Annotated in this window: 19 protein-coding genes; 12 read left to right on the top strand and 7 right to left on the bottom strand. The window is 66.1% G+C overall.

Annotated elements, in window-relative coordinates; translation table 11 throughout:
* Window positions 1-3 precede the first annotated feature (3 nt).
* Both ACM42_RS35980 and dksA read left to right on the top strand, forming a co-directional pair.
* Window positions 4-615: an NAD(P)-dependent oxidoreductase gene (locus tag ACM42_RS35980; protein WP_271533144.1), complete on the top strand. Its 612-nt coding sequence runs from the start codon at window positions 4-6 to the stop codon at window positions 613-615.
* Window positions 616-831: 216 nt separating this feature from the next.
* Window positions 832-1197 carry an RNA polymerase-binding protein DksA gene (gene dksA / locus ACM42_RS35975; protein ID WP_085966600.1) on the top strand — a complete coding sequence of 122 codons (366 nt, stop codon included), beginning with the start codon at window positions 832-834 and terminating at the stop codon, window positions 1195-1197.
* A 280-nt stretch (window positions 1198-1477) separates the two neighbouring features.
* On the opposite strand, the gene ACM42_RS35970 is transcribed toward dksA, so the two are convergent.
* Entirely contained in the window at window positions 1478-1876 is a 399-nt protein-coding gene (locus ACM42_RS35970; protein WP_271533142.1) for a winged helix-turn-helix transcriptional regulator, read from the bottom strand.
* A gap of 96 nt (window positions 1877-1972) precedes the next feature.
* Here ACM42_RS35970 and ACM42_RS35965 point away from each other — a divergent pair, with 96 nt between their 5' ends.
* Entirely contained in the window at window positions 1973-3001 is a 1029-nt protein-coding gene (locus ACM42_RS35965; protein WP_271533140.1) for an SDR family oxidoreductase, read from the top strand.
* Window positions 3002-3079: 78 nt separating this feature from the next.
* On the top strand, window positions 3080-3859 hold the full coding sequence (locus tag ACM42_RS35960) for a 2-keto-4-pentenoate hydratase (protein ID WP_271533138.1): 780 nt from the start codon (window positions 3080-3082) through the stop codon (window positions 3857-3859).
* A gap of 268 nt (window positions 3860-4127) precedes the next feature.
* On the opposite strand, the gene flgH is transcribed toward ACM42_RS35960, so the two are convergent.
* The 4 genes from flgH to flgF are packed head-to-tail and all read right to left on the bottom strand — an operon-like array spanning window position 4128 to window position 7633.
* On the bottom strand, window positions 4128-4892 hold the full coding sequence (gene flgH, locus ACM42_RS35955; protein WP_271533136.1) for a flagellar basal body L-ring protein FlgH: 765 nt from the start codon (window positions 4890-4892) through the stop codon (window positions 4128-4130).
* 3 nt (window positions 4893-4895) lie between these two features.
* A complete protein-coding gene (flgA, locus tag ACM42_RS35950; RefSeq protein WP_271533134.1) occupies window positions 4896-6056 on the bottom strand; it encodes a flagellar basal body P-ring formation chaperone FlgA in 1161 nt (386 codons plus the stop codon).
* 10 nt (window positions 6057-6066) lie between these two features.
* Entirely contained in the window at window positions 6067-6855 is a 789-nt protein-coding gene (gene flgG, locus ACM42_RS35945) for a flagellar basal-body rod protein FlgG (protein ID WP_271533132.1), read from the bottom strand.
* A gap of 16 nt (window positions 6856-6871) precedes the next feature.
* A complete protein-coding gene (gene flgF / locus ACM42_RS35940) occupies window positions 6872-7633 on the bottom strand; it encodes a flagellar basal-body rod protein FlgF (RefSeq protein ID WP_271533130.1) in 762 nt (253 codons plus the stop codon).
* 383 nt (window positions 7634-8016) lie between these two features.
* Here flgF and fliL point away from each other — a divergent pair, with 383 nt between their 5' ends.
* The 5 genes from fliL to ACM42_RS35915 all read left to right on the top strand — a co-directional run bounded on the left by fliL (window position 8017) and on the right by ACM42_RS35915 (window position 14754).
* Entirely contained in the window at window positions 8017-8514 is a 498-nt protein-coding gene (fliL, locus tag ACM42_RS35935; protein ID WP_131874774.1) for a flagellar basal body-associated protein FliL, read from the top strand.
* A 19-nt stretch (window positions 8515-8533) separates the two neighbouring features.
* Window positions 8534-9736: a flagellar motor switch protein FliM gene (fliM, locus tag ACM42_RS35930; RefSeq protein ID WP_061883026.1), complete on the top strand. Its 1203-nt coding sequence runs from the start codon at window positions 8534-8536 to the stop codon at window positions 9734-9736.
* Window positions 9733-10179, top strand: a complete 447-nt coding sequence (locus ACM42_RS35925; protein WP_035675328.1) for a DUF6468 domain-containing protein — start codon at window positions 9733-9735, stop codon at window positions 10177-10179. The genes fliM and ACM42_RS35925 overlap by 4 nt, the downstream gene beginning before the upstream one ends.
* A 9-nt stretch (window positions 10180-10188) precedes the next feature.
* Complete coding sequence (locus ACM42_RS35920; protein WP_271533126.1) at window positions 10189-10944, top strand: MotE family protein; 756 nt, start codon at window positions 10189-10191, stop codon at window positions 10942-10944.
* A 102-nt stretch (window positions 10945-11046) separates the two neighbouring features.
* Window positions 11047-14754, top strand: coding sequence for a tetratricopeptide repeat protein (locus ACM42_RS35915; protein WP_271533124.1), 3708 nt, complete (start codon window positions 11047-11049; stop codon window positions 14752-14754).
* A gap of 9 nt (window positions 14755-14763) precedes the next feature.
* Here the strand turns inward: ACM42_RS35915 and fliP are convergent, their stop codons facing one another.
* Complete coding sequence (gene fliP, locus ACM42_RS35910; RefSeq protein WP_239625093.1) at window positions 14764-15522, bottom strand: flagellar type III secretion system pore protein FliP; 759 nt, start codon at window positions 15520-15522, stop codon at window positions 14764-14766.
* Complete coding sequence (locus ACM42_RS35905; RefSeq protein WP_271533121.1) at window positions 15519-16556, bottom strand: flagellar biosynthetic protein FliO; 1038 nt, start codon at window positions 16554-16556, stop codon at window positions 15519-15521. The genes fliP and ACM42_RS35905 overlap by 4 nt, the downstream gene beginning before the upstream one ends.
* Window positions 16557-16909: 353 nt before the next feature.
* Here ACM42_RS35905 and flgB point away from each other — a divergent pair, with 353 nt between their 5' ends.
* Genes flgB through fliE form a run of 3 tightly spaced genes read left to right on the top strand, consistent with a single transcriptional unit; the run spans window position 16910 to window position 18101 of the window.
* A complete protein-coding gene (gene flgB, locus ACM42_RS35900) occupies window positions 16910-17314 on the top strand; it encodes a flagellar basal body rod protein FlgB (protein ID WP_271533118.1) in 405 nt (134 codons plus the stop codon).
* Window positions 17315-17350: 36 nt separating this feature from the next.
* On the top strand, window positions 17351-17776 hold the full coding sequence (gene flgC / locus ACM42_RS35895; protein WP_028180906.1) for a flagellar basal body rod protein FlgC: 426 nt from the start codon (window positions 17351-17353) through the stop codon (window positions 17774-17776).
* A gap of 16 nt (window positions 17777-17792) precedes the next feature.
* Window positions 17793-18101: a flagellar hook-basal body complex protein FliE gene (fliE, locus tag ACM42_RS35890; protein WP_028180905.1), complete on the top strand. Its 309-nt coding sequence runs from the start codon at window positions 17793-17795 to the stop codon at window positions 18099-18101.
* Window positions 18102-18140 lie beyond the last annotated feature (39 nt).

Below are 18140 nucleotides of genomic sequence, written 5' to 3'. Positions count from 1 at the left end.
TCCATGAAAATCGCAGTCGCCGGCGCCTCGGGCCGGGCCGGGTCGGAGATCGCCAGGGAACTGTCCCGCCGCGGCCACGCCGTCACGGCCATCGCCCGGAACCCCGAGAAGATCGCAGCCCTGCCTAACGTCACCCCGACCAAAGGGGATGTGCTCGACCAGGCCGGCCTCGCCAAGCTGTGGGCCGGGCACGACGTCGCCGTGAGTTCCGTGCACTTCCTGGCCAGTGACCCGCTCAAGCTGATCGGCGCGGCGAAGGACTCCAAGGTCGGTCGCTATCTCGTGGTCGGCGGCGCCGGCAGCCTCGAGGTCGCCCCAGGCGTGAAGCTGGTCACAACTCCCAACTTTCCCGCCCAATACAAGGCTGAAGCGGAGGCGGGCTCGACCTTCCTCGACTTGCTGCGGCAGGAAAAGGACCTGAACTGGACCTTCATCTCGCCGTCGGCCTTGTTCGTCGAGGGGGAACGCACGGGCAAGTTCCGGCTTGGGACCGACCAGCTTCTCGCAGATGCGAACGGAAAGAGCTGGATCACCTTCGCCGACTACGCCATAGCGCTCGCCGACGAGATCGAACGGCCCGCCCATCTGAGGCAGCGCTTCACGGTCGGCTATTGAGCCGTCAGCCGCCCCCGGTCCCTCCAGGATAAAGCTTCCTGTGCAAGGGCTTGGGGGCGGCACCCGGGCGATGAGAGGAAATATTGTCTGTCACAGGAGGCCGCTATATAACGCCCCGCTCGACGGACCCCGTTCCGTTTGCGAGTCGTTGCTTAGACAGATAGGCCTCCCTTGGAAAAGTTGAAAAACTACCGACCGACCGACAAAGAGCCTTTCATGAACGACCGGCAGAAGGAGTACTTCCGTTTGAAGCTCCTCGCCTGGAAGGATGAGATCCTCAAAGAGTCCAAGCTCACCCTGCAGGCTTTGCAGGAGGAGAATGTGAACCACCCCGATCTCGCCGATCGGGCATCGTCCGAAACCGACCGCGCCATCGAGCTCCGCGCCCGCGACCGCCAGCGCAAGTTGATCGCCAAGATCGACGCCGCGCTCCAGCGCATCGAGGACAACACCTACGGCTATTGCGAGGAAACCGGCGAGCCGATCTCGTTGAAGCGGCTCGAAGCCCGGCCCATCGCGACGCTCTCGGTGGAAGCGCAGGAGCGCCACGAGAAACGCGAGAAGGTTTATCGCGACGAATAGAGCCCGGGCCGCCAAGTGCGGCTCTTTGTTTTTGGGACGCAAGGCGCCGTTTGGCGCCGTGATCAGCATTTTGCCTGCCGCTTGCAGCCGCACGGCAACGCGCGAGCGTGATCGCGAAAAGTGAATCACGATCAATGGGCTAGACTCGATTCCTCCGAGCTCACGTGAGTTCGGATCAGAAACAGCCTTCACTTCAGGTGGGGCGAGTTTTGCGAGTCGCATCAACGACATCGGCTTGAATGGTGAGACGCTGATCCAGCTGCATCAAGCATCGGTGCAATCAGGTCTGCCGCGACGCCAGGAGGCGCGCGTCCCCATAAAGCCTGGACCAGCTCAACATTTCCTTAAAGGCCGGCAAGAGGCCGTAAGCCGCATCCGTCAGTTCGTACTCGACCCTCAAGGGTTTCTCCGCGAGGACGATGCGCGATACGAGGCCATCCTCCTCGAGCTCGCGAAGCTGCGTGGTCAGCATGTGCTGGGTGATGCCGCCGATCGATCGTCGCAAGGCACCGAAGCGAACCGCACCGTTCATCAGCGAAAACAGGATCTCCAGTTTCCACTTGCCGCCGAGGGCGTCGATGGCCCGCTTGAAGTCACCGAGCAGGGCAGGATCTCGGCTGCAATCGCAGTCGTCGTCGCAGTTGGTGGTCAGGTTTTCCATACCGGTCTCGAAATCCATTCTACTTGTCCCCTTGGAGATAGTGACCAGATGCGGCCTTGGGCAGGGCCGCGGCGGAACCGATCCGCCGGACCTCGCATCGAGGGGAATTTGGCAATGAGCACTGTTCTGGTCACCGGCGGGTCGGGCTTCGTCGGCATTCACGTCGTCCTGCAACTTCTGGCCGTGGGCCATGCCGTGCGGACGACGGTACGTCGGCCTGATCGTCGGGACGACGTGCTGGCGATGCTGCGCGAGGGCGGGGCGGCTTCGCCGGAAACTGTGTCCTTCTTCACGGCGGACCTCACGGCAGACGCGGGCTGGCGCGAGGCGATCGCCGGGTGCGACTACGTCCTGCACGTCGCCTCGCCGCTGTCGACCAGCGTGCCCGAGGACGAGAACGAGATGATCGTCCCGGCCCGCGACGGCACGCTGCGGGTGCTGCGTGCCGCACGCGCGGCCGGCGTCAGGCGCGTCGTCATCACCTCGTCGCTTGGCGCGATCGGCTACGGACATCCGCCGCGTCAAAAACCGTTCGACGAGACCGACTGGACCAATCTCGATGGTCCCGGCCTGCAGCCCTACATCAAATCCAAGACGCTGGCCGAGCGGGCGGCCTGGGATTTCATCGCGCGCGAGGGCGGCGGCCTCGAACTGTCGGTGGTCAATCCCGCCGGCATTTTCGGTCCCGTGCTGGGGCCGGACTTCTCCGGCTCGATCGAGATCGTCAAATCGCTGCTCGACGGCGCCATGCCGGCGGTGCCGCGGGTTTATTTCGGCGTGGTCGACGTGCGCGATGTCGCCGATCTGCACCTGCGGGCGATGACGGCGCCCGAGGCCAAGGGCGAGCGCTTCATCGCGGTCTCCGGTGAAACGATGTCGATCCTCGATATCGCCAAGGTGCTGCGGCGGGAACTCGGGCCGTCCGCACGCCGGGTTCCGCGGCTTCAAGCCCCCGACTGGCTGGTGCGGCTGGCCGCGACCCGGATTCCCCTTTTGCGTGCGGTCGTGCCGATGCTCGGCAGGGTGCGGCATTCCACCAGCGCCAAGGCGAGGTCGCTGCTCGGCTGGGAGCCTCGCTCCAACCGCGAGGCGATCCTTGCGACCGCCGAGAGTCTGATCCGGCTCGGCCTGGTCAAGGCGTGAGGTTGCCCCTGGCTTGTCACGCCCGGGCGGGGATGCTCAAGTGTCGCCTTCGAATGCGTAGCGTGGGAGGCGGCGCCGATGGACAAGATACTCCAAGCCGCAAAGGCGATCGCGCTGGCGCGCCGCAATCATGCGCCGCTCGCGGCGCTGGAGCGTCCTCCTGCTGATGAAGCCGAGGGCTATCAGGTCCAGCGCGCCCTGCACGATCTCCTGCTGCCGCATCTCGGCCCGCTCGTCGGCTACAAGATCGGCTGCACCAGCCAGGTGATGCAGGACTACATCGGCATTCCGCACCCCTGCGGCGGCGGCGTGTTCCAGAAGGGCGTCCACGACAGCGGCGCCAAGCTCGCCACCTCCAACTATGTCCGGGTCGGAGTCGAGTGCGAGATCGCGGTGCGGCTCAAGCGCGACCTCGCCGCCGGCGAGGCGCCGTTCACGGCCGAATGGGTCGGCGAGGCGGTCGAGGCCTATCATCCCGCGATCGAGATCGTCGACGATCGCTACGTGAAGTGGGAAACGATGGGCGCGCCGACCTTGATCGCCGACGACTTCTTCGCCGCAGGCTGCGTGCTGGGTCCGTCGGTGCCGCGCTCCTCGGTTCCGGACCTGAAGGCGGTCAAGGGCCGCGCCCTCGTCAACGGCGAGGAGGTCAGCCAGGGCACCGGCGCCGACGTGCTCGGCCATCCCCACAACGCTCTCGCCTGGCTCGCCAACCATCTCGCCGCCGAGGGCAAGGGACTGCATGCGGGGCAACTCGTTCTCACCGGAAGTCTGGTGAAGACTCTCTGGCTGAAGGCCGGCGACAAGGTGCGGATGGAGCTGGACGGGCTCGGGACGGTGGAGGCCGAGTTTACGTGAGCTCTCGCCACCGTCATTGCGAGCGCAGCGACGCAATCCAGACTGCCACCGCGGAAAGATTCTGGATCGCGTCGCTGCGCTCGCAATGACCGAGTGTAAAGCAGCGGCATCGTTACGATTTGCGGATCATGAGCCGCAGCTCGCAGCCTGTAGTCGGTCCCAAAGGCAAAACACATGCGGCCTCCGGCAGGGGAGCTACCGGAGGCCGCGTAGTACATCGTCGTTCGCGCCTAGGTTCGCGAACACGATGTGGGAGCTCGGGAGAGACTTAGAAGGGCAGCAGCACGTCCATGACTTGCTGGCCGTAGCGCGGCTGCTGCACGTCGGTGATCTGGCCGCGGCCGCCATAGGCGATGCGGGCCTGGGCGATCTTGGTGGAATCGATGGTGTTGTCGCTCTGGATGTCCTCGGGGCGCACGATGCCGGCCACGATCAGCTCGCGGATCTCGAAGTTGACGCGTATCTCCTGCTTGCCTTCGACGACCAGGTTGCCGTTCGGCAGCACCTGGGTCACCACGGCGGCGACGTTGGTCTGCAGGGCTTCCTTGCGGTCGACGCTGCCCTTGCCCTCGCTGGACGAGGTCGAGTCGGCGGTCAGGATACGGCCGGGCAGGATCTTGTTGGCCTGGGTGATCGTTTGGGAGCCAATGAAGTCCGTGATCCCGGAATCTTCCTTGTTGGTGCGGCTGCGCGAGGTGTCGTTCTCGATGTTGGCCTTGTCCGTGATGTTCACGGTCACGGTCAGGAGGTCGCCGACCTGGCGGGCGCGCTGGTCCTTGAAGAACGCGCGGCTGCCGTTGCGCCACAGCGAGTTCGGATTGTACGAGGCAACTTCCGGCTTCGGCATCGGCATCTGCACCGGCTTGTAGCCGGGCTGCGTCGTCGGATTGTCGATCGCCGACAGCTTCGGCTGCTCGCCGATCTGCGACAGGCGGTCGATCGAGGAGCAGCCGCTCGCCAGCGTACAAGTTGCCAGCAGCAGGGCAGAGGTCGCAATGCGACGAAGGCGGAAAGCCGAACTGAACTTGGACATGACCTACTCTGATTTGGCTGGAGCTTGCGGGAGACGAACTTGCGGGATCTGGGCTTGCGGGATCTGGGCTTCGGGGATCTGGGCTTGGGCGATCTGGGCCGCAGACGCGGGCTTCTGGATCAGGCTCTGCGCCAGGGCTGCGGCCGGCGGCACCTCGTCACGCTTGATCGACGAGGTCTGCTCGACGGCCGGCGCCATCGGTGCCGACTGACTTCCGCCCTGGACCGTCACCTGGCCGCGGCCGGTGACGACGCCGGTCAGCGTGCGCTTGGATTGCAGATTGAGCACGCTGACGGTGTCGCCCTCGGCGCCGTTCTCGATCGCCTTGCCGCGCGTGGTGAGATAGAGGCCGGGCACCTGGTAGATGATGGTGACGGCCTGATCGCGCAGCACGAAGTCGGGCTTGACGATGTCGGCGACGCGGAGCGGCGTGCCCGCGCGCATCGGTCGGCGCAGCTGCATGCCGATGCTGCGGTCGCGCGTGGCCGGTTCCCCGGTGACCTCGGTCTTCGGCCGGCGCTCCAGCGAGACGTCGGAGGATTTCAGAAGCTCGGCGCGGTCGATGTCGCGGGTCAGCACGGCCACTTCCACGGTCTCGATCGCGGTGCCGGTGAAGCGCAACTTGGTCGGCGCCACATGGGTGTCGTTTGCAATCTCGAAGGCGATGTCGAAACGGCCGCTGCGGGCGTCGTAGCGGGTTCCGACCGGCTCGAGCGCACCGGTGTTGGAGGCATCGAGCCGCATCTCGGCGACGCTGCGGTCGAACGTGACGGTGATGTTGGCAGCTTCTCCGAGGCCGAAGCGGCGCTCGAGCGCAGCGGTGACCGCGTTCTGGATATCCTTGCTGGCGAGCGTGCGGGCGAGGCGGGTGACCTGGACCTCCTTGATGTCGCCGGTCGTGACGCCGATCACCTGTTTTGCCCGCAGCACCGAGAGCACTTGGCCGACCGTCAGCGTGCCGGTGGTGCCGAGATCGGGCGAGCGGTAGACCGGGATCAACGCGGCGGATCCTGCGTTCTCGATCAGATCGCCGATCCGCACCACGTCCGCCGTGACGGTGACGCTTGCGCGCAGCGCCGGCGAGGCGATGAATTCGTCGGCGGCCGCTGCCGGCAGCGCCAGCAGGAGAAGGGTGGAGATCGAGGCGAGCGTGGTGCGGATCATCGTCATCACCTCAGCGGAACAGCGCCGTGGTCGACTGCATCATCTGGTCGGCCGCGCTGATGACCTTGGCGTTCATCTCGTAGGCGCGCTGCGCGGCGATCAGGTCGCTCATCTCCGAGACGACGTCGATATTGGCCTGCTCCAGGCTGCCCTGCGTGATCTTGCCGTAACCCTCGGAGTTGGCGGTGCCGTCCTGCGGCGCGCCGGAGGAGGGGGTCTCGATGAACTGGTTGTTGCCGACGGGCTGAAGGCCTGCCTTGTTGATGAAGCGCGTGACGCCGAGCTGGCCGATGATCGACGAGGTCGTTGAACCCGGCAGCGTCACCGAGACCTGGCCCTGCTCGCTGACGGAGATCCCCGAGGCGTTGTTCGGAATGGTGATGGTCGGCTGCACCGGGTTGCCCTGCGCGGTGACGACGCGGCCCTGATTGTCCATCTGGAAGGTGCCGTCGCGGGTGTACTGGTAGGTGCCGTCGGGCATCAGGATCTTGAAGAAGCCATCGCCCGAGATCGCGAGATCGAGGTCGTTGCCGGTCTGCGACAGCGTTCCCTGCGTCATGCTGCGCGGCGTGCCGACGGTCTTGACGCCGCCGCCGATGTCGACGCCGACCGGCAGGATGGTGCCCTGGTCGGACGACTGGGCGCCAACGCGGCGGACGTGCTCATAGATCAAGTCCTGGAATGCCGCCGTCTGCTTCTTGAAGCCGGTGGTGCGCAGGTTGGCGATGTTGTTGGAGATCACCTGAACGTTGAGTTCCTGTGCCGCCATTCCGGTCGCAGCGGTGTGAAGCGCCTGCATGTCAGTTCTCCTTCAATCAGGCCGGAACGTCGGCGAGCTTGTCGATCGCCGATTTGTGGAGGTCGCTCTGCTGCTGGAGCAGGCTGGCGATCGCGGTGTAGCTGCGCATCACCTCGACCATGCGGGTCATCTCGCCGACCGCATTCACGTTCGACTTCTCGATGTAACCCTGCTGCAAGGTGGACTTGGTGTCGGCCTGCTGGTTGGCCGAGCCGGCGCCATAGAGATTGCCGCCGAGCTTGGTCAGCTTGGCCGGATCGTCGAACGACACCATGCGGATCTTGCCGCGGATCGAGTCGGTGCGCGCCGTACCCTCGAGCACCGTGACGGTTCCGTCGGGCGCGATATTTATGTCGTGGTCGGTCGGCTGGAAGGTAATCGGGCCGGCATTGCCGAGCACGAGATTGCCGCTCGCGGTGACGAGCTGGCCGGTGCTGTTGAGCGAGAACTTGCCGTCGCGGGTATAGAGCTCGCCGCCATTGGCCTGCACCGCGAAATAGGCGTTGCCGTTGATCGCGATGTCGAGCGGATTGTTGGTCGCCTCCATCGGCCCCTGGCTGACGTCGCGAAAGGTGCCGCGATCCTGCACATAGGAGATCCGGCGGTCGCGACCGATGAAATTGTCATGACGCGCGTTCGAGTTGAGATACTCCTCGAACAGCGAATGGTCGGCCTTGAAGCCGTTGGTGTTGGCATTGGCGACGTTGTTGGCGACGACATCCATCTGCCGTTCCAACGTCATCTGCCGTGACAAGCCGATCAGAAGCGCGTTCTGCATCGGAAATCTCCCCTGAGTGAGATCTGCCATTTCGCTCTCCCAAGCGCCTTGGCGGATCCCGTGAACGAGACCTCGGGTTCTCCCAAACCGTGAGGTCTCGATCCTCTCTCAGCGAAAGCCGTGCCAACTCGAAAGATTGTGTCATTTCAATTGCTTGTTGATTTTTGATGGGCGCGGGAGGGCGGCAGAAAGGTTCTGTTAGCCATGTTTGCCCGGCAGATTTTTCCTAGCGGAAGCCCAATCGAAAGGTTCCGTTAACCATTATTACCGTAGCGTTTGCACATCAGAGGAGCGCATTGCGCTGGGGCATTTGTATCGCGTCACTGTCTGCCAGGAGGATTCGCTCTTTCGACCCCTTTGAGAAATGAACGAGCGCGGCAACCATGGCAGAGAATGAGGAGGGCGGCGCAGCCGCCGACGGCGCGGAAGCCGCTCCGCCGAAGAACAAGCTCAAGCTCATCATCATGGCCGTCGGCCTGCTCGCCGTCCTCGGCGGCGGTGCGGCGACCTGGTTCTTCTTCTTCCGTCACGGCGAGGGCGAGCACCATGCCGAGGCCGCGCCGCCGCCGAAGCCGCCGGCCTTCGTCGACGTCCCCGATCTGATGGTCAACCTCGCCGGCTCGCCGGGCGAGCGCGTGCAATATCTGCGGCTGAAGATCGTGCTGGAACTGAAGGAAGAGAAGCAGATCGAGGCGATCAAGCCGACGATGCCGCGCGTCACCGACATCTTCCAGACCTATGTGCGCGAACTGCGCCCCTCCGACCTCAACGGCTCCGCCGGCATTTTCCGCCTCAAGGAGGAGCTGACCAAGCGCGTCAACGCGGCGGTCGCCCCGATCCAGGTCAGCGCGGTGCTGTTCAAGGAAGTCGTGGTCCAGTGAGCATGGCGGACTAGGGATCATGGCGGGCAACGACCAGGTCGACCAGGATGCAATTGCCGCCCAGTGGGAGGCCTCGCTCGATTCCGAGGATCCCGCCGAGGCCGCGAAGGCTGCCGCCGAGAACGAGCTGTCGGAAACCATGGCCCTGCAATGGGCGGCCATGGTCGAGGACGGCAGTCGCGATCTCGGCACCGGCAAGAACTCCGGCGAGCGGGTGTTGTCGCAGGAGGAGATCGACAATCTCCTCGGCTTCACCGTCGGCGACGTCACGCTCGACGATCATTCCGGCATTCGCGCGATCATCGATTCGGCGATGGTCTCCTACGAGCGTCTGCCGATGCTCGAAATCGTCTTCGACCGCCTGGTGCGGCTGATGACGACGTCTTTGCGCAACTTCACCTCGGACAATGTCGAAGTCTCGCTCGACCGCATCACCTCGGTGCGTTTCGGCGACTACATGAATTCGATCCCGCTGCCCGCCGTCCTCACTGTCTTCAAGGCGGAGGAGTGGGAGAACTTCGGCATGGCGACGGTCGATTCCAACCTGATCTATTCGATGATCGACGTGCTGCTCGGTGGCCGCCGCGGCACCAGCCAGCTCCGCATCGAGGGACGGCCCTACACCACGATCGAGACCGAGCTGGTCAAGCGGCTGGTCGAGGTGGTGCTGGCCGATGCCGAGCAGGCGTTCCGGCCGCTGTCGCCGGTGACCTTCACGATCGACCGGCTCGAGACCAATCCGCGTTTCGCCGCGATCAGCCGTCCCGCCAACGCCGCGATCCTGGTCCGCCTGCGCATCGACATGGAAGACCGCGGCGGCAATATCGAGCTGCTGCTGCCTTACGCGACCATCGAGCCGATCCGGGGCGTCCTGCTCCAGATGTTCATGGGCGAAAAGTTCGGCCGCGACCCGGTCTGGGAAGGCCATTTCGCCACCGAGATCGTGCAGGCCGAGATCGCCGTCGATGCGGTGCTCTATGAAGCCGACATTCCGCTCAAGCAGCTGATGCGGCTCAAGGTCGGCGACACGCTGCCGCTGGACATGCGCGCCGACGCCAACGTCACCGTGCGCTGCGGCGACGTCACGCTGACCGAGGGGCGGATGGGCCGGGTCGGCGACCGCGTCGCGATCCGCGTGACGAAACCCTTGCGCAAGCCAAGTACGACACTGGCGATGTTCGAGAAGGTGGACGAGCAGAACAAGATGATGGAGGCCCCATGAACCACTCCCTGGGAATGGCGATCGAGACGCTGGTGGCTATCCTGCTGATGCTGACGATCGTCTACTGCGTCATGCTCAACAAGCGGCTGACGCGGCTGAAGGCGGACGAGCATTCGCTGAAGGCGGTCATCGGCGAGCTGATCACGGCGACGGAGATCGCCGAGCGCGCGATCGGCGGGCTGAAGCTGGCCGTGCGCGACGTCAACGAGAACCTGGGCAGCCAGCTCGCCGCCGCGACGCAGATGTCGGACCAGCTCTACAAGCAGCTCGGCGAGGCCGACAACGTGGTGCGGCGCCTGTCCAAGATCGCGATCGCCGCGCGTCCCGTGACGAACCCCGAAACAGCTGCCGCGCCTGCGGCCAAGCCGTCGACGGCGAAGGCGGTGGCGGCTGCGGCCGAAGCCTTCTCCGAGCGCCGGCGATCCAACGGCCTTGCCGCATAAAGCCTGGGTATGAAGTCCTTTCGTAACATCCGCGTCATTCCGGTCGTCCTGGTCGCCGTCGCAGGCCTCGCCACGCTGAAGGTGGCGGGCCTTGCGATCAATGGCGGCTATGTCTTCGACTACAAGCCGAACCAGAAGTCCTGGGCCGAGGAGAACCTGAACTTCCCGACCGGTCGCGCGGACCCCGACATCACCGGATCGACCCATGGTGCGCCGAAGGAAGCGCCGAAGCCCGCCGCGCCCGAGACCAAGCCCGAGGGCACCGTGGTCAAGGTGGAGGAAGGCCAGCCGCAGGTCTCGGCCTCGGAACGTGCGATCCTGGAACGGTTGCAGGCGCGGCGGCAGGAGATCGAGGCCCGCCAGCGCGAGATCGACATTCGCGAAAGCCTGCTGAAATCGGCCGAGAAGCGCATCGAGAACAAGGTCGAGGAGATGAAGGCGGTGGAAACCCGCATCTCCGCGACGCAGGCCGAGCAGAAGGCCGCCGAAGCCCAGCGCATGAGGGGCCTCGTGACCATGTATGAGGGGATGAAGCCCAAGGATGCCGCGCGGGTGTTCGACCGGCTCGAGATGGGCGTGCTGATCGAGATCGCCTCGGCCATCGCGCCTCGCAAAATGTCGGACATCATGGGATTGATGTCGCCGGAGGCTGCCGAGCGGCTGACGGTCGAGATGGCTCGCCGCGCCAATGGCGGCGGCGATCAGTCGGCCTCGGCCGGCGATCTTCCCAAGATCGAGGGCAAGCCGACGCAAAAGCCGAATTGAGGGCTCATACTTAAGAAGTCCTTAATTGGGAAAACCTTAGATTCGACGGCACGGGCCGGCGCCAGTGCCGGCACGCCCGCCGAACCGGAAGAAATGCCGCCAATGGCGCGAGAGGCTGCCGCTGGATTTGTATCGCGAGCCCGCGCAGTGGCGCGGGGGTTGTCGCGTCATGTCCGAAAGGCGCGCGTGCTGGCGGCCTGTGTCCTGATTGGCCTCACGGCGCCGGCCCGGGCGGCCGATCCGATCCGGGGCGAGGCGAGTTTTTCCGCCGGCGGCGGCTTTGCCCGTCTTGTCATCAAGCTCGGCGAGGACGTTCCCTCCGAGGTGACGACCGCAGGCTCCATCCTCGTGATCCGCTTCGACCGGCCCGTCGACGTTCCCGTCGACCGAATTCCGGAAGGCGCGCCCGACTACGTGAACTCCGCCCGCCGCGACCCGGATGGGAGCGCGATCCGCCTGTCGCTGGCGCGGCGCGTCACCGTCAACACCATGAACGCCGGCGAGCGCACCTTCGTCGACCTGCTGCCCGAAGGCTGGAAGGGACCGCCGCCGAGCCTGCCCATGGACGTGGTCAAGGAGCTGGCCGAGCGCGCCCGCGTGGCCGAGCGCGCGCTGCGCGCCCAGCGCGCCGCGGCCGAGGCCAGGAAGCGTCCGCAGATCCGCGTGCGCGCCTCGGTGCAGCCGACCTTCGTGCGCTTCGTGTTCGAGATGCCCGACGGTGTCGGCGTCTCCTCCGTGCTCAACGAGCAGAAGCTCACGCTCGTCTTCAACGCCAACCTCAATTTCGACCTGGCGGACGCGGTCGTCGCGGCGCCGCCGAACGTCGCCTCGATCAAGCAGAAGGCCGACATCGATCAGACCAATGTCGAGATCGCGCTGATCGGCGATTCAGACGTGCATTCGTTCCGCGACGAGAAGAACTACGTCGTCGACGTCGCCTTTCAGCCCGACAAGGGCAAGGCGGCCGCGACGCCCGAGGCGGCGATCGCGCAGATGAAGCCCGCCGGTCACGCACCTGCGCCGGAAAAGCCGGCGGCCGAGAAGCCGAAGGACCCCCGCAGCGAGATCGCGCCGCCGACCTCGGAGACGATCGCACGCGAAGCCAAAATCGACATCAAGCCCGCGGTGAAGCCGGAAGCGTCCGCCGCGCTGCCGTCCACTGAGGCGCCGAAACCGGCAGCCGCTCCCGCGGTCGAAGCTGCGCCTGCTCCGGAAGTGCCCAGGGACGCTGCGAAGCCGGCGCCCGCTCCCGAAGCTGCGGCGGCGGTTGCCAAGCCGGCGCCGGCCGATGCGCCGAAAGAGGCCGCGAAGGAGCCGGTCAAGGAAGTTGTCAAGGCTGCGCTCGCGGCCCCGGACGCGCCGCCGGCCGTCGCCAGCGTCGATGCGCGCCGCGATAGCGACGGCTTGCGCGTGACGTTCCCGCTTCAGGTCGCAACACCGGCGGCGGCGTTCCGCCGCGGCGACACGGTGTGGCTGGTGTTCGATACGCCGAAGCCGATCGATGTCGAGGCGATCCGCACCAAGGGCGGCGCGATGATCGGCGAGGTCGACCGCATCCCGCTCGACAAGGGGCAGGCGGTGCGCATCCGTCTCACCCGTCCGCTGGTCTACTCGCTGACGAGCGAGGAGGTCGGCAAGGAGACCAACTGGCTGTTGACGCTCGCCGACAAGATCCAGGCGACGCCGCTGCCGCTGATGATGTCGCGCAACATCACCGATCCGGCGCTCGCCAACATCGCGATTCCCTTCGCCAATCCGGGCCTCCTGCACAAGCTCACCGACCCCGATGCCGGCGATACGCTCTACGTCGTCACCGCGCAGCGGCCGGTGCGCGGCTTCATCAAGCGGCAGGACCTCGTCGATCTCTCGCTCCTGGAATCCGCGCACGGCATCGCGATCCGGCCCAACTCCGACGAGGTCGGCGTCGAGGTCGGCTCCGACAAGGTGATTGTCGGCAAGAAGGGGGGATTGACGCTCTCGCCGGTGGACATCTCGGCCGAGCGGGCGCCGACCGCGGTGCGCCCGATCTTCAGCCCGGAAGGCTGGCGCAAGGGCCAGTCGGAAAACTTCATGGCGCGCCAGAGCGAGCTGATGATGGCGATCTCGGCGGTCGAACCGGCGTTGCGTTCGCTGCCGCGGCTCGACCTCGCGCAGTTCTACATGTCGCGCGCCATGTATCACGAGGCCAAGGCCGTGACAGACGTGATGCTGACTGATCCTCTCAACAAGGAGGAGAGTGGTGCGCTGATCATGCATGCGATCGCGAGCATCCTGATCGGCCGGCCGGCGCAGGGCCTGAAGGACCTCGCCAATCCCGTGATCGGCAACAGCCACGATTCCCAGCTCTGGAAGGCGCTCGCCTATGCGCGCCAGGGCAAATGGGCGGACGCGCGCGAGAAGTTCAAGAACGTCGAATTCGCCATCGCCTCTCTGCCGCTCGACATCCAGCGCATCGTGACGATGGATGCGATGCGCGCCTCGCTCGAGGTGAAGGACTACGCCGGCGCCTCCAAGCGCCGCAGCGAGCTCGAGGTGGTCGGTGTCCCGCCTGAGGCTGCGCCCGGATTCGCCGTGCTGCGCGGCCGGCTCGCCGAGGCGCTCGGCCACGACAAGGATGCGCTGGACGACTACAAGTTCGCGGTCGCCTCGAGCGACCGGCAGGCTGCGGCCGAGGCCAAGCAGCTCGAGGTCGCACTGCGTCAGAAGCGCGACGAGATCAGCAAGGAAGAGGCGCTGCGCGAACTCGAGACGTTGTCGATGACCTGGCGCGGCGACACGACCGAGGTCAAGACCCTCCAGATGCTGTCGCAGCTGTATGCCGAGAACGGGCGTTACCGGGATGCGCTCACCGCCGCGCGTACCGCGACGAGGCTTCAGCCGAACGCCGAAGCTTCGCGTCAGGCTCAGGATCTCGCCTCCGAGCTGTTCACGCAGCTATTCCTCGGGCCGAAGGGAGACGAACTGCCGCCGGTCGAGGCGCTCGGGATGTTCTACGAGTTCCGCGAGCTGACCCCGATCGGCCGCCGCGGCGACGAGCTGATCCGCCGGCTCGCCGACCGTCTCGCCTCGATTGATCTGCTCGACCAGGCCGCCGAGCTCCTGCAATACCAGGTCGATCATCGCCTGGAAGGCGCGGCGCGCGCCCAGGTCGCCGCGCGCCTGTCCATGATCTATCTCGCCAACCGCAAGCCCGACATGGCGATCACCGCGCTGCGCGCGAGCCGCATCAGCGATCTCTCCGGCGAGCTCCGGCAGCAGCGCCTGCTCCTGGAAGCGCGCGCACAGAGCGACGTCGGCCGTCACGATCTCGCGCTCGACATCGTCTCCAACGTCTCCGGGCGCGAAGTGCTCCGCCTTCGCTCCGATATCTTCTGGGCGGCGCGGCGCTGGCGCGAGTCCGCCGAGCAGATCGAACTCTACTACGGCGACCGTTTCCGCGACTTCAAGCCGCTCAATGCGGTCGAGAAGAGCGACATCATCCGCGCCGCCGTCGGCTATGCGCTCGCGGACGACTCGATCGGCCTGTCGCGCTTCCGCGAAAAATACGCGCCGCTGATGAGCGAGAGCGCCGACCGTGTCGCCTTCGACATCGCCAGCAAGCCGGCCGCAGCCTCGAGCGCCGAATTCGCCGAGATCGCCAAGCTGGCTGCCAGCGTCGATACGCTCGACGGCTTCCTGCGCGAGATGAAGCAGCGCTTCCCCGACGCCACGGCGCGCGCGCCCGGCGCGCCACAGGCCAAGGACGAGTCCGACCACACCGGCTCGCTGCCCACGATCCCGGTCGTGCGGCAGATCAAGATGACGCGGTAGAGGCCCGCCTCACCCCCCGTAGCTCTGCACCAGACTTCCTGCGACCAGCGACCAGCCGTCGACCAGCACGAAGAAGATCAGCTTGAACGGCAGCGAGATCGTCGCCGGCGGCAGCATCATCATGCCCATCGACATCAGCACCGAGGCGACGACGAGGTCGATGATCAGGAAGGGGAGGAACAACAGGAAGCCGATCTCGAAGGCGCGCTTCAGCTCGGAGATCATGAAGGCGGGAACGAGGATGCGTAAGGCGAGTTCGTCGGGGGTGGCCGGCGGGGGCTCGCCCGACAGATCCAGGAACAGCTTGAGGTCTTTCTCGCGCACGTTCTTCTGCATGAAGCCGCGCAAGGGGACGGAGGCGCGCTGGAGCGCATCCTCGACGCCGATCTGGTTGGCGACAAGCGGGCGGATGCCTTCGTCGTAGGACTTTTGCAGGACCGGGCCCATCACGAAGAAGGTGAGGAACATCGCGAGCGCAATGATCACCGAGTTCGGCGGGGCGGTCGCGGTGCCCAACGCGGTGCGCAGCAGCGACAGCACCACCACGATGCGCGTGAACGAGGTCATCATGATCAGGATCGACGGCGCGATCGACAGCACCGTGAGCAGCGCGATCAGCTGGATCGCGCGCTCGGTGACGCCGCCGCCGCCAGCGCCGCCGCCGAGATTGATGCTGATGTCCTGGGCATGCGCCGGCATCGCGAGCGAGGCCGCGCCGATCAGGACAGAAAGGAAAAGAACTCTACGCGGGAGGGCCGGCAACCTCACGAAGACGGCTTCGGACGGCCGAGCAGGGAGGCCATCTCGTCTTCGAGATTTTCAAAGCTGGTCTTTTCCGCGGCCGGCTTCGCTGCCGGGGCGGGTGGCGCCGGCGGCTCGCTGCGTGCGGCACGCGGGGGCGCGGCCGGCGGCTCCGGCGCAACCGGAGGTGCGATCGTTTCCCCGGCCGGGCGGCGCAGGGCAGCCTCCAGCCGCTGCGCCATTTCGGCGAGATTCTGCTCGGCGCTCCCCCCCCCCCCCCCCCCCCCCCCCCCCCCCCCCCCCCCCCCCCCCCCCCCCCCCCCCCCCCCCCCCCCCCCCCCCCCCGGTGCCGGCGGCGGAACGGGCGCAGCCTGCGGCACGGGCGGAGGCGGCGGCGGTGCTGCGGCGCGCTCGGGGCGCAGTGGCGGCATCTTCACCGGCTCACTCTGGCGCGGCGGACGCGGCATCAGCGGCGGTTCGCCGCGGGCGATGCGCGGCGGCAGGGGCTCGGGCCGTGGTTCGCGCTCGGGACGCGGCGCGATCGGCTCGGGTGTAAAGCCTCCCAAGGGCGGTTCGCTGCGACGTTCGGCCAGCGCAGGAGCAGGCCGGCGCACCTCATCGGCGAAGGATGGGCGGGCGGGGCGCGGTGGGGGCTCGGGCATTTGCGGCTCGGGATGATCGAGCAGTTCCGGCCGCGGCGCCTCGTCGGCCCAGCTGCCGACGTCGGGCATGGGGGCAAGGCGCGGCGGCTCGGCGGCGTTGGGACGCTGCGGGAGCTGGTCGCGGCTGGGCGCGGCGCGAACGATATTGGGCTCGACGACGATGTCGGTGGGGCCGCCGATCATCAGGAGATGCTCGACATTGTCGCGCCGTACCAGCACCAGACGGCGCCGGCCGTCGACCGCGGCGGCGTCGATCACGGCGAGCCTGGGCATCCTGCCGCGCTGGGTGTTGGCGCCCAGCCGACTGCTGCCGAATCGGCGAACCAGCCATGCAGCGACGCCGATCAACGCCAGAACGACGATGAACGCGACGATGAAGGTGATAGGGCTGCCTTGCATACTTGTCCCCGACAAATGGCGCTCTTCTCGTAGCCATGGTCAGATTTGCCAACCACCGGCGTACGATGCCCCAAGCTGCGATTTCTTAACGTTCCACGGCAAGTTTTGCCGTCCCCAACTCTTAATAACCCATGAATCGCCCGATCCAAAACGACTTCTTGGCCTGTGCACGCCCCGCCAAACGGTTGGGTTAATGCCACTTTTCGAGGCGTAGAATCACGGGCGCGCAAAATCGTGTCTCGCTCGGGGAAATGCATCGAGAGCGTCCTTAACCAGCTGTTAACCATACAGGCGGCAAATTCTGCCTAGCTTCGGACCTCGGGTCCGCAAGGGTGGCGGAAGGAGCCGCGACGATGTCCATCAACGACCTCCCGGTGCTGTCGGCGCTTCGCACCAAGATGCAGTGGCACCAGGAGCGCCAGCGCGTTCTGTCCGAGAACGTCTCCAATTCCGACACGCCCAAATTCCGGCCGCGCGACCTGGTCGAGCCGAAGCTCGACAGGACCGGCGCCGTCACGGGGTCCATGGGGCCGCTGGCCCTGACCCGTACCAGCGCCTCGCACATGACGCCATCGGGCGCCACCTCCGCATTCGACCAGGACAAGAACGCCGGCTTCGAGACCCGCCCTGCGGGCAACGCCGTCAATCTCGAGGAGGAGATGATGAAGGCCGCCAGCAACCAGATGGACTACGCGGCGGCGACCTCGCTCTATTCGAAGAGCCTGCGCCTGCTCAAGACCGCGATCGGCAAGGCCTAGGCGTGATCCCGCAACCAGGAGAGCTAGAGGCGCATCATGGCGAATGACAGCAGCGACTTTGCCCGCTCGATGGCGATCGCCACCTCCGGCCTGCGCGCGCAGGCCGGGCGCATGAGGGTGATCTCGGAAAACATCGCCAATGCCGACTCGACGGCGCAGACCGCCGGCGGCGATCCCTATCGGCGCAAGGTTCCGACCTTCTCCTCCGCGCTCGACCGCACGCTGGACGCGCAGGTCGTCACTCTCGGCAGGATCAAGCCCGACCAGTCCGACTTCCGCGTCAAATACGAGCCGAACAATCCGGCCGCGGATGCGAGCGGCAACGTCAAATATCCCAACGTGAACTCGGTGGTCGAGATAACCGACATGCGCGACGCGCAGCGGTCCTACGAGGCCAACCTCAACATCATCAGTGCGACGCGCCGGATGATCCAGCGCACGCTCGACATCCTCAAGAGCTGAACAGGACATCTGAGTCATGGCATCACCGACAATCGCCGCGAACGCCTATGCCAACCTTGCCCGCGTGCTCGAGAACGGCGGCGCCGGCAAGGGCAGCGAGCCGACCGGGCAATCCTTTGCTTCGCTGCTGAAGGACGCCGTCGGCAGCGTCATGGAGTCCGGTCGCAAATCCGATGCGCAGACCGTGGCGATGGCCGCCGGCAAGGCCAACGTGATGGACGTGGTGACGGCGGTCGCAGACACCGACGTCGCGGTATCCACGCTGGTCTCGGTCCGCGATCGCGTGATCGCGGCGTATGAAGACATCATGAAGATGCCGATCTGAATTGGGGAGTGGCGAATGGTGAGTAGCGAGTGGGGGCGT

Source organism: Bradyrhizobium sp. CCBAU 25338 (genome assembly GCF_028128965.1).
Classification (GTDB): domain Bacteria; phylum Pseudomonadota; class Alphaproteobacteria; order Rhizobiales; family Xanthobacteraceae; genus Bradyrhizobium; species Bradyrhizobium liaoningense.
Note: the sequence above shows the minus strand (reverse complement) of the source record. Positions and strands in the feature narration are given on the sequence as shown.